General features: G+C 60.6%; 13 protein-coding genes. 2 read left to right on the forward strand and 11 right to left on the reverse strand.

All coding sequences use genetic code 11. The annotated features are described in order from the left end of the window. Window positions 1-435: hypothetical protein (locus VIW95_RS14955; protein ID WP_331587945.1), on the forward strand; the 435-nt coding region annotated here is incomplete at its 5' end. A gap of 211 nt (window positions 436-646) precedes the next feature. Beyond that, complete coding sequence (locus VIW95_RS17545) at window positions 647-811, forward strand: GIY-YIG nuclease family protein (protein ID WP_349259334.1); 165 nt, start codon at window positions 647-649, stop codon at window positions 809-811. A 160-nt stretch (window positions 812-971) separates the two neighbouring features. Here VIW95_RS17545 and VIW95_RS14960 read toward each other — a convergent pair whose 3' ends face one another. The 11 genes from VIW95_RS14960 to thrS form a co-directional block, all read right to left on the reverse strand. Beyond that, window positions 972-2,708: a thiamine pyrophosphate-dependent enzyme gene (locus tag VIW95_RS14960; RefSeq protein WP_331587947.1), complete on the reverse strand. Its 1,737-nt coding sequence runs from the start codon at window positions 2,706-2,708 to the stop codon at window positions 972-974. Window positions 2,709-2,867: 159 nt separating this feature from the next. Continuing rightward, entirely contained in the window at window positions 2,868-3,320 is a 453-nt protein-coding gene (locus VIW95_RS14965; RefSeq protein ID WP_331587949.1) for a GFA family protein, read from the reverse strand. Between the two features lie 4 nt (window positions 3,321-3,324). Continuing rightward, complete coding sequence (locus tag VIW95_RS14970; RefSeq protein WP_331587951.1) at window positions 3,325-3,969, reverse strand: hypothetical protein; 645 nt, start codon at window positions 3,967-3,969, stop codon at window positions 3,325-3,327. 56 nt (window positions 3,970-4,025) lie between these two features. Then, a complete protein-coding gene (locus VIW95_RS14975) occupies window positions 4,026-4,490 on the reverse strand; it encodes a MerR family transcriptional regulator (RefSeq protein ID WP_331587953.1) in 465 nt (154 codons plus the stop codon). Between the two features lie 5 nt (window positions 4,491-4,495). Continuing rightward, a complete protein-coding gene (locus tag VIW95_RS14980) occupies window positions 4,496-4,789 on the reverse strand; it encodes an integration host factor subunit alpha (protein WP_331587955.1) in 294 nt (97 codons plus the stop codon). A 45-nt stretch (window positions 4,790-4,834) separates the two neighbouring features. After that, on the reverse strand, window positions 4,835-7,255 hold the full coding sequence (gene pheT, locus VIW95_RS14985; protein ID WP_331587957.1) for a phenylalanine--tRNA ligase subunit beta: 2,421 nt from the start codon (window positions 7,253-7,255) through the stop codon (window positions 4,835-4,837). Next, complete coding sequence (locus VIW95_RS14990; protein WP_331587959.1) at window positions 7,252-8,298, reverse strand: phenylalanine--tRNA ligase subunit alpha; 1,047 nt, start codon at window positions 8,296-8,298, stop codon at window positions 7,252-7,254. The genes pheT and VIW95_RS14990 overlap by 4 nt, the downstream gene beginning before the upstream one ends. A 129-nt stretch (window positions 8,299-8,427) precedes the next feature. Further along, complete coding sequence (gene rplT, locus VIW95_RS14995) at window positions 8,428-8,793, reverse strand: 50S ribosomal protein L20 (RefSeq protein WP_331587961.1); 366 nt, start codon at window positions 8,791-8,793, stop codon at window positions 8,428-8,430. A 50-nt stretch (window positions 8,794-8,843) separates the two neighbouring features. Beyond that, window positions 8,844-9,041, reverse strand: a complete 198-nt coding sequence (gene rpmI / locus VIW95_RS15000) for a 50S ribosomal protein L35 (RefSeq protein WP_331587963.1) — start codon at window positions 9,039-9,041, stop codon at window positions 8,844-8,846. A 30-nt stretch (window positions 9,042-9,071) separates the two neighbouring features. Next, window positions 9,072-9,605 carry a translation initiation factor IF-3 gene (infC, locus tag VIW95_RS15005; protein ID WP_349259335.1) on the reverse strand — a complete coding sequence of 178 codons (534 nt, stop codon included), beginning with the start codon at window positions 9,603-9,605 and terminating at the stop codon, window positions 9,072-9,074. A gap of 38 nt (window positions 9,606-9,643) precedes the next feature. After that, a partial coding sequence (gene thrS / locus VIW95_RS15010) for a threonine--tRNA ligase (RefSeq protein WP_331587965.1) occupies window positions 9,644-11,459 on the reverse strand: 1,816 nt, incomplete at its 5' end.

Consider the following 11,459-nt stretch of genomic DNA (forward strand, 5'->3'; position numbering starts at 1 on the left):
GTTGACGCCGGATGGAACGACTATGACCTCGAAGTGCGCCCGAATCCGTGGACGCGAATCGAGTTGAAGACCGCTGACGAAGAGCACGAGGCGGGCAAGGTTACCAATCACGTGCTGGCGCGAATCAAGTTCACTCGAATCAGCACGATAGCCCTGGCAGCGGGAGCGCTGAGCGCAGCAGTCGCGGCACTTGCGGGCATACCTGAGATAGCGCTCGGCCTGGGTGCGCTAACAATGGCCGGCGGCGTATGCATAGCGGTGAAGATGGTCGAAGCAGGCCGCCTCGCACATCGCGCGACCGAGGAATGCGCGACCGAACTGAATCTCGCACCGCTTGGAGCGCTGATACGTCAGCCGTCAACTGCGGAAGTCACGGCAGCGGCGAACAAGCCGGCCCGCGCGCGATTGGCGTCGCAAGACCGCGTCGCGGAGTAGTTCTGCATTGTCCGCGGACGAAATTCTGCTTTTTTCTGTCATCCTTCCTGCCGCTCGCGTTGCTCGCTCCGTAAGGATGACAAATTTCCAGGCGTCGCGCTTTTCTTTGGCGTCATCCTAGCGTTCTTGTGTCATCCCGAGCGTAGCCGAGGGACCCCGGATCTTTTACGACGCAAGCAACATCGACTCACCTACGGCACGGGGAGCCGAGATGCCCTTAGTCCGATATAGTCACCGCCTGGTGTGGTTCGAGGAGTTTGCCGATCCTGACTCGGCGATTTCACGCGAAAAGCAACTGAAGAATTGGACGCGCGCGAAGAAAATCAAACTTATCGAGTCGATGAATCCAGCGTGGAATGATTTGAGTTCTGAATGATGTGAGAATTTCGGAGCTGCTGAGTTCTCCTGCGCGCCATAAATGAGTCGACACTCCTTGCGTCGTAAAAAATCCGGGGTCCCTCGGCTACGCTCGGGATGACACAAAGAAAAGATGACACAAAAAAGTGAGCGTCCGCACGTTTCGTTAGATCATTTCCTTAAATCAATCTGATGTTGCGTTCGATTGTTTTTATCACCGAATCCATCTTTCCGTTCAGGACTTGTTTGGCGAGGCTTAGGGTGAAGCTCTGGGCCACATGGAACGGCACATGCGCCGGCAGCGACAGCGCATAAGGATCGACCACCGCATCCACCACGACCGGACCGCCCTTGTGCGCGAGCGCCTCGGCGAGCCCTGCTCTTACGTCGCCGGGCTCTTCGATACGGATGCCCTTCGCGCCCATAGCCTCGGCAACTTTGGCAAAGTTCGGGTTCTTGAAATCGACGCCGAACGGGACAATGCCGGCTTCCTGCTGCTCGATGTTGACGAAGTCCAGCGATTCATTGTTGAGGATGATCTGAACCACCGGCGATTTCCGCTGCACTTGCGTCAGTAGGTCGCCGAGGCCGAGCATCGTGAATCCTCCGTCGCCACACACAGCAATCGTCTGGCGGCCGGGAAATGCGAGTTGCGCGCCAAATGCGTTGGGAGCGGCATTGGCCATCGAGGCCCATGAAAACGATCCGAAAATCCGGCGGTTGGTCCCGCCCTTTACATGCCGCGAGAGCCAGATGCATGCCGTTCCGGTGTCCGCGAAAAACATCGCGTCGTCGTCGGCCAGCTCGCTCAGAGTCGCGGCCAAGAATTCCGGTCGTATCGGTTTTATCTGTGGTCCTTTGGTGACGTAGTGGTGCAAAAGTTCCTCGAACGATTTGGTCTCGGCCACATGCCTTTCGAGAAAGGTGCCGTCAGCCTTGTTGCTGACTTTGGCGAGCAGCGCGGTGACCGTTGTCTTGACGTCGCCGACCAGCGCCAGATCAACGGCTGTTCGCCGTCCGATGTGCTTCGGATTTTTGTCGATTTGAACTTTCTTGACGTTGTCGCCGGGCAAAAATTCCGAGAACGGAAAGTCGGTGCCGAGCATCAGCAGCAGGTCCGCACCGTGAATAGCCTTATACGCGCCGCCGTAGCCGAGCAGTCCGGTCATCCCGACGGCATTCGGATTGTCATGCTCGAGCCATTGCTTCCCGCGAAATGAGTATCCGATTGGCGCCTTCAGTCTGGCAGCCAGTTGCAGCACCTCGTTGCGCGCATCGCGGCATCCGTCGCCGCCGAAAATCGTCACCTTGTTCGCCGCCTCGACCATTTCGGCGAGCTTCTTAAGATCGGCGTCGGCCGGCCGCAGCATTGGCTCAGCGGGAATCGAGAATCCGTGAGCAGAACGGTCCGGCGCGTTTGATGCAGCGATGTCGCCGGGTATCGAGATCAGCGTCGGCCCTTTGTCCACGACGGCCGTCATAATCGCGGTCGTGACAACGGCCCGCACCTGTTCAGGGTTGACCACTCGCCCGACGTAAAGACACGCGGTGTCGAAAAACTTGTAAGGGTTCAGCTCTTCGAGCGCGGCGGTGTCGATAAGCGTGGTTTCGACATCGCCGGCGATCGCGACGACTGCGGCGCCCTCCTTGCGCGCGTCCATCAGGCCGTTGAAGAGGTGCACGACGCCCGGGCCGGCGGTTCCGCAAACGACCACTGGATTGCCGGTGAGGTAGGCCTCGGCGACTGCGGCGAAGACGCCATATTCTTCGTGGCGAACGTGAATGAACTCGATCTCGCCGTTGCGCCTGAGCGCGTCGATCACCGGATTGAGCGCGTCTCCGACGATTCCGTAGCAGCGTTTGACGCCGGCCTCCGCCAGCATCTTCCACAAGACGTCAGCAACTTTTTGCGCCATTAGGAACTCCTTACGGCCGAGCCGGCGTTCAGAGCATTGGGCGAGGAAACCGGATTAATCTTCTAAGATTTTCTGAATTGACTCCAGATCACATCGGACCTCCTTCAAGACGCGGCGTGCCTGGCCGTCGATCCATGAAACGGGGAATTCCGATCCGAATCACTTGCGGTCTCGGCGCTTGTCCGGATGTGGCAGCGTGTTGCCTTCGACGCGAACGAGTCGATCGGTCGTTTCGAACCACGAGAGTTTGCTCTCGACGAACTGGTGGATCTGAGGGTGAACATTTTCGGGATCGTCGAATGTTCCGACGCGAACCGAGAAATAGCGGCCGTCTCTCGCGAACGCGTGATTGGACGCAACGTATTCGCCGTACAGTCCGGAACCGCAGGTTCGGCAGAAGAAACTGCATCCGGAATCGGAGGTTCGATACTCGGACGGCGATCCTTTGGTCAACCGAAACGCGTCCCCTGTGACCCCTGCGTTCAGCAGCACGGGCGCACCGCTGCTTCGGCGACATTGCTTGCAGTGGCAGTAGATCACATCGAAGATCCGATCGACCTCGTATCGGATCGCCCCGCAGAGACATCCTCCAGTGAAAGGTCCTTCGATCATCGGCTTAGAGTGAAGGTCTCGCGCTGGTCACGTCGAGCCATGCGGTGGATACTTTGAGCTCGCCGTCAATTCGAGCCTCTGCTTCTCCTTTGACGCCGTAGCCGAAACGTTTCAGTACCGCAGACGCCGGAGGAAGTTCGGGGGGCGCTTCCGGTGGTCGCGGCATATAGATGCTGAAAATCAATCTGCCGGTTGAACTCAGGAACCTGGTGATGAGCCGTTCGACCAAATCGTGTCGTGCGGTCGCCGGAACGCTTTCGGCGATGACTGTGACGTAGTCGAAACGCATCTGCGGCTCCCATGTCATCACGTTTCCGCTCCATATGCGGCCGGCCCAATGCGGCAGTCGCCGCCGCGCGGCCTCAGCGATGCGCGGCGACAATTCCAGACCGTAAGGTTCAACTTGGAGACCTTTCTCCCGCGCCCACGTCGTGAGCGTTTCCATCAAGAGCCCGTTAGCGCAGCCAACATCGAGCCAGCTACCGTCATGATCGAATGCGCCGACCAATACGCGCCGCTTCCGCTCCCAACGTTCCAGCCCTCCGCCTGAGCCCGAGCCACCCGCGACATCTCCGCGCGCGTCGGCTTCGAGATACGATTCTTCGAGCAGCTCGAGCGTGTGTTGGTAATACCGATCGTTCTCGTTCACTGTCAGCTCCTCGGGAGGAAACAGCGCTCCAGGCTAAGCTTTCCTGCAAAGAAGAATCAGTCTTCCAGGATTTTGTGGATCGATTCGAGGTCGCGGCGGACTTCGTTGAGTACGCGGCGGGCCTGACCGTCGATTGCGGCCGATGGCGACGATGCGCGCTCCGGTGATGATGCCGGCGCGCTCTTCGGCAAGGGCTTGCCGCTCATCAGGGCTTCGATGCCGAATTCCTTGATGTGCTTGTTGGCGCCGACGATGGTGAAGCCTTCGTCGTGCAGCAGGCGCTTGATCAGGCGCAGCACGTCGAGGTCTTTTTCCTGGTAGAAGCGATGCTTGGTGCGTGTATGCTTGGGCTTCAGGAACGGGAACTGCGTTTCCCAGAAGCGCAGCACGTAGGTCTCGACGCCGAGCGCGCGCGCCGCTTCGCCGATCTTCAGCCCGCGCTCGGGAAACATGGAAATCGTGATCGGCTTGGGCGGGGCAGGTTTTCGCCGCCGAACTGATGGCGGGCGCGGGCGCGGCATCGGCGTCATACCCCCGGCTTGGAGCCGTTGTTGACGCGCTCCTTCAACACCTGGCTCGGCTTGAAGGACAGCACGCGGCGCGAATCGATGGTGATCGGCTCGCCGGTCTGCGGATTGCGCCCGCGGCGCGCATGTTTCTGATTGACGAGGAAAGTGCCGAAGCCGGAAATTTTCACTTTCTGACCCTGGCGCAACGAATCCCTGATGATCGCGAACACCGCTTCGACCACGTCACAGGCTTCCTTTTTTGAGGAGCCCACCCGCTCGTAGATCAGATCTACAAGATCGGCTTTAGTCATGCCCTGCGGCGTAACGATCCCCACCCGCTCGCGTTAGGCACGCTGCTACTGCCGCAACTCCGCACCCAATCGCATCCGCGCCTGTTCCACCAACACGGCGTGAATGCGGTTCACCTCCTCATCAGTCAGCGTGCGATCCTCTGCACGGTAACGACAAGCCAACGCCACACTCTTCTTGCCAGCGGCCACCGCGGTCCCCTCGTACACGTCGAACACCTCGACGCTCTCCAGCAGCGACGCGCCGCCTTCCCGAATAGTCTTGACTACCATATCCGCCGGGAAATTCCGATCCAAAACCAGCGCCAAATCGCGCCTGATTGCGGGAAATTTTGGCGGCGGCTGAAAAGTTTTGCGCGGCGAGAAACCATAGGCAATGAGATTACTCAAGTCAAGTTCGCAGAGCGCGCACGCTTCGCTCAGATCCAGGCGCATCGCTTCCGCCGGATGCAGCTCGCCGATCAAACCGATCGGCACGTCGTCCAGCGACACGATAGCGCTGCGCCCGGGATGCAGGAACGGCGCATCGGCGGGCTCGATGGCTTTGAACGCGATTCGCGGTGAGACTCCGGTTGCGTCGAAGTAGCTCTCGAGGATTCCCTTGAGCGAGTAAAATCCCGCATCGACGCTCTGCTCGCCGACCGCAGAGAGCGCGTACGGTCCGTAGCTGACGGCGGCGAGATGACTGTGCTCGGTCGCGATGTCGCCGTTCATGCGGAAGACCTTGCCCATTTCAAACGCGTGAAAACTGCGGGCCTCGCGGTTCAAATTGAAGCGGAGCGAAGTGACGAGACCCGGCATCAGGCTGACGCGCAGCTCGCTAAGCTCTGCCGACAACGGGTTCGTCACTTTAACCGGGCGCGCCGCGATTTGAATTCCTGAAAAGCGCGCGTTGTCGGCGGGCGCGATGAATGCGAGGGTGGCGGCCTCGGTCAGGCCGCATCCCAGCATCACTTCGCGCGTGCCTTTGATGAACTCGCGCTCCCGATTCAAGGGAGCCAGTGCGCTCACGCGCGGTGGGAGTAGCGCGGGAATGTCTTCGAGGCCGCCGAGGCGCGCGACTTCTTCGATCAGGTCGGCCTGCTCGACCAGGTCGGAGCGGAACGACGGCGGCACTACTGCGAGCACGCCTTTGGCGCGCGTGCTGACCTGCGCGCCGAGCGATTTGAGACGACTGCGCGCGACGCCCGGCGGAATCGAGGCGCCGAGCAGCGATTCCATCGCGCCGAGGTCGAGCGCGATCTCGCGCGGCTCGGATTTGCGCGGCTCGAAGTCGGCGATTGGCGACGCTTCGCGCCCGCGCGCGATTTTGCGGATCAACTCGGCCGCGCGGATCAGCGCGCCGACTTGGCCCGCGCGATCGATGCCGCGCTCGAAGCGATAACTCGCCTCGCTGCGCAAACCCAACCGGCGCGCCGTGCGCGCGACGGTCATCGGCTCGAAATACGCGCTTTCGAGCAGAATAGTGGTGGTCGAATCGCTGACTTCCGAGTTGAGGCCGCCCATCACGCCCGCGATCGCGAGCGGTTTGTCGCTGTCGGCGATCAGCAGGTCGTTTGGATCGAGCGTGCGCGTGATGTTGTCGAGCGTGACGAACTCGCGCGTCTCGCCGGCGCGCCGGACGATGATCTTGCCGCCCGCGATTTTGCCATAGTCGAACGCGTGCAAGGGCTGTCCGAGCTCGAGCATCACGTAGTTGGTCGCATCGACGACGTTGTTCAGCGCGCGCATCCCGCATAGTTCGAGCCGACGCCTGAGCCACGCCGGCGAAGGACCGATCTTGATTCCGGTCATCGCAAGGGCGGCGTAACGCGGGCAAAGATCGGGAGCGTCGATCGAAACTGCAATCGAGAACTGCGCGCTGTCCGGCGAAGCGGCGGAATGCGCAGCGCGCAGGCGCGGCGCGCGCAATCTGCCGGAGAACAATGCGGCGACCTCGCGCGCGAGGCCGAGAATCGACAGGCAATCGCCGCGGTTGGGCGTGATTTCTACATCGAGCACGGTGTCGTCGAGGTGCAAATACGCGGCCACGTCCCCGCCGAGCAGAGCGTCGGCGCCGAGCGCAAGAATTCCCGCGTGATCTTCTGAAAGGCCGAGCTCGCGCTCCGAGCAGAGCATCCCCTCCGACTGCACGCCCCGAATGACTGCTGCCTCAAGCGCCGGTTCCTTGCCGAGTTGCGCGCCGACGAGAGCCAGCGGAGCGAGCATCCCGGCCTTCACGTTGGGCGCGCCGCACACTACTTTGAATTGGCCTTTGGTGCCCGCGTCCACCTCGACCAGATTCAGCCGATCCGCGTTGGGATGCTTCTCGACATTGGTCACGCGCGCGGCGAACACACCGGCAAAGCCCGGCGTGAGTTTTTCGATATGCTCGACAACCAGGCCGCCATAGCTGAGGCGCCGCGAAATTTCCTCGACCGGCGCATCGACGCTCACGAAGTCGCGCATCCAACTGAGCGGCAGCTTCATCGCACACCTCCGCTCAGCGCCGGGAACTGGTCCAGGAAGCGCAGGTCGTTCTCGAAGAACAGGCGCATGTCGTCGACGCCAAGCTTCAGCAAGCCCGTTCGCTCGACGCCCATGCCGAATGCGAAGCCCTGAAACTCGTCGGGGTTGTACTCGACCGCGCGCATCACGTTCGGGTGGATCATTCCGCAGCCGAGCACTTCGGTCCATCCGGAATGCTTGCACACCGGACATCCCGCGCCGTCGCAGAGCAGGCAGTGCATGTCGAGCTCGGCGCTCGGCTCGGTGAATGGAAAATAGCTCGAGCGAAACCGCACCGCAGTACTGCCGAAAAACGCGCGCACGAATTCCGTCAGGACACCTTTTAGATGTGCCATCGTGATTCGCCCACGCTTATCGACCATGAAGCCCTCGATCTGCGTGAACATCGGGGAGGCGCGCACACTGAGGTCGTCGCGCCGGTAGCATCGCCCGGGACACACGACCGCCAGCGGAGGCCGGCGTTTTTCCATCACGCGGATCTGGCCGTTCGACGTATGCGTCCGCAGCAGCATCCCGCCGTCCACGTAAAAGGTGTCCTGCATGTCGCGCGCCGGGTGATGCGGACGAAAGTTGAGCGCCGCGAAGTTGTGGAAGTCGTCCTCGATATCCTGGGTCATCGCGACTTCGAAGCCCATCGACTCGAAGATGGCGAGCATCTGTTCGAGGATGTCGGTAATCGGATGGATATGTCCGCGCGCGACGCGCATCCCTGGCAGCGTCACGTCGAGGCGCTTCTCGTTGAGCGACTTCGTCAACGAGGCAGCTTTGAGCTTCTCGCTCAGTGCTTCGATGCGCGCTTCGACTTCGCGCTTGATCTGGTTGATGAGCTGGCCGATAGCGGGGCGTTCGGCGTTGGGCACCTCGCGCATCCCGCGCATGATTTCCGTCAGCTCGCCGGAACGTCCGAGGACGCGGACGCGGACCGCGTCGATTTGCGCTTCGCCGGCGTCGTCGGAAAGTTCCGCCATCGCGCGGCGCCTGATTTCTTCGAGTTGTTCTTTCATCGTTATTTCCCCGCACACCTAACCGGCTCGCAATGTTGCATGGACACTGAAAAAACCCAAAAACAAAAAAACCACGTGGGCGATTACCCACATGGTCTCCTGGTGCGCGGCGCTTTCGAACGCGCGGCTCTATGCTGCTTTTGAGCCGAGCGCGCTGATAGCGGTGCGCACCAGCTCGGTAAACAATGCGTCGCGCTCCTGCGCGAGCTTCGCCAGCATCTTGCGATCGACTTCGACGCCCGCCTTCTTCAGACCGTTCATCAGCGCGCTGTACGAGATCCCGCTTTCGCGCGCGAGTGCGTTGATGCGCGCGATCCACAGCGTGCGGTAGTCGCGCTTCTTGGCCTTGCGATCTCTATAGGCATAGGTCAGGCCCTTTTCGAGGGTCGACCTAGCCTGCCGGTAGAGTTTGCGCCCGCCGACGAAGCCGGAGGCAAGTTTCATTTGACGCTTATGACGGCGGCGCGTCTTGGGTCCGCCTTTTGCGCGAGGCATCTCAGTTCCTTTTCAGTCTTTTCAGTGAATCTGTATTGCGTTTATGTTGCTTAGGCGTAGGGCATCATGATCTTGATTTTTTCGGCGTCGGCTTTTCCGAGGATACCGGTGCGGCGGAGGCGCGCCTTCTGTTTCGGATTTTTGGCCGTGAACATGTGGCGAGCGTACGCGTGTTTGAATTTGACCTTGCCGCTCTTGGTCACGGAGAAGCGTTTGGCGGCAGTTCGGCTGGTCCTGATTTTCGGCATCTTCTTTCCTGAAATTAAACTTTTTCGGTTTTAGCGCGGCGTCAGCAGCACGGACATGTTGCGTCCTTCCATCCGGGGCGTGCCTTCCGCCTGCGCGATATCGGTTACCGTCGCAATAATTCTCTCGATAAGTGCGCGTCCGAGTTCGGGATGAGTAATCGCGCGGCCCCGGAACGAAACGGTGAGCTTAACACGGTGACCCTCTCCAACAAAGCGCTTGATGTGCGCGGTTTTGAAGTCGACGTCGTGCTGTCCGGTCGCCGAGCCCATCTTCACTTCCTTGATCATGCTGATGGTGTGCTTTTTGGAGTCGTGCGATTTCTTCTTCTGCGCGTAGCGATACTTGTCGAAGTCGGTGACGCGGCAGACCGGCGGCGTGGCGGTCGAGGAGACCTCGACCAGGTCCAGGCCGCGCGCCTCCGCAACTTTGATCGCCTCTCGCAGCGGCAGGATTCCGACCTGGCTGCCGTCGGCGTCGATCACACGGACTTCCTGCGCGCGAATCAGATTATTGACGCGAATCGCGGGCTCCCTTGACGGTGGGGTTCTGAAATCTCTACGGATAAAGCACCTCCTCCGGCTTGATGGCCGGACTAATTTCCTTAAGCCGGCACCGGCTCCTGTTTTAATTTTTCTATGAGTGCGCCAAGCGGCATCGCGTTGCTCTTCTCGCCGCGCAGCAGGCGCAGCGACACTGATCGATCTGCCGCCTCGCGCTCGCCGACGACTACCATATACGGCACCTTGGCCAGTTCGGCCTCGCGAACTTTGAATCCCAGCTTCTCGTTGCGGATGTCGGCGTGGGCGCGGAATCCCTCGCGCTTGAGCAGGTCGGCGACTTCCTTGGCGTAGTCCTCGACCTTCTCGCTGAGCGACAGCACTCGCACCTGCTCGGGCGCCAGCCACAGTGGCAGCACGCCGCCAGTATGCTCGATCAGCACGCCGATGAAGCGCTCGAGCGAGCCGAGGATCGCTCGATGGATCATCACGGGACGTTCCTCAGCGCCGCTACTGTTGGTGTACGTCAGATCGAAGCCCTCGGGCATATTGTAATCGAGCTGAATCGTCGCGACCTGCCATTTACGCTTGAGCGCATCGGACACGTAAATCTCAATCTTGGGGCCGTAAAACGCGCCTTCCTTGGGATTGATCTCGAACGCGATTTCGTTGCGCTTGATCGCGTTGGCGAGCTTGGCCTCGGCCATCTGCCATTGCTCTTCGGTGCCGAGATGCTTGTCGGGCATGGTCGCGAGCTTGAACTCGACGCCGTCGAAACCCAGCGCCCCGTAAACGTCGCGCACCATCTCGAGATTCATCGCGATTTCATCCTCGATCTGATCTTCGCGGCAGAAGATGTGCGCGTCGTCCTGCGACATCGCGCGCACCCGCATCAGGCCGTGCAAAGTGCCCGAGCGTTCCGCGCGATGGAGCCGGCTGAACTCCGCGAAGCGCAGCGGCAAATCGCGATACGATCGCTTCTCGGCGCGATACACGAAGGTATGGCCTGGGCAATTCATCGGCTTTACCGCGTAGCCGTGACGCCATCCTTCGGGGCTGGTGTCGACGGTGTGGGTCTCGCTCTCGGGATCGGGCGTGAGAAACATATTCTCGCGAAAATTTTCCCAATGCCCCGACGTGTTGAACATCTCGTTTTTGAAAATCAGCGGCGTGACGACTTCGTCGAAGCCGTAGCGCCGGTACATCCGGCGGATGTAGTCGATGAGCGCATTGAAGATGATGACGCCCTTAGGCAGGTAGAACGGCGAGCCCGGCGAGATCGGATCGAAGATGTACAGGCCCATCTCGCGCCCGAGCTTGCGATGGTCGCGCTGGCGGGCGAGCTCGACGAGCTTGAGATGCTCCTCGAGCGCCTCCTTGGTTGCGAACGCGGTGCCGTAGATTCGCGAGAGCATCGCGTTGTGCTCGTCGCCGCGCCAGTACGCGCCTGCGACACTGGTCAACTTGAATGCCTTCAGGTAGCGCGTCGAGGGCACGTGCGGTCCGCGGCAAAGATCCATCCAGTCGCCCTGGCTGTAAATCGAAATCGGGTCCTCGGCCTCGTTGATTATTTCGACCTTGTACTTCTCGCCCATCGCCGAGAATTTGCGGACTGCTTCTTCGCGCGGGACTTCGGTCCGCGTGATCTTGTGGTCAGCCTTCGACAGCTCGCGCATCTTCGCTTCGATCTTCGGCAAGTCCTCGAGCGTGAACGGCGTGGCCGGCGCGAAGTCGTAGAAAAAACCGTCTTCGATAACCGGGCCGATCGTCACCTGCGTGCCGGGGTAAAGCGATTGCACCGCCATCGCCATCAGATGAGCGGTCGAGTGACGGATAACGCCGAGACCCTCAGGCGACTCGGCCAGAATTGGCTCGACCGACGCGTCGTGCTCGAGCTTGCGCGTGAGATCGACGACCTTG

This window comes from Binatus sp. (SeqCode) (genome assembly GCF_036522015.1).
In the GTDB taxonomy this organism is placed as follows: Bacteria; Desulfobacterota; Binatia; order Binatales; family Binataceae; genus Binatus.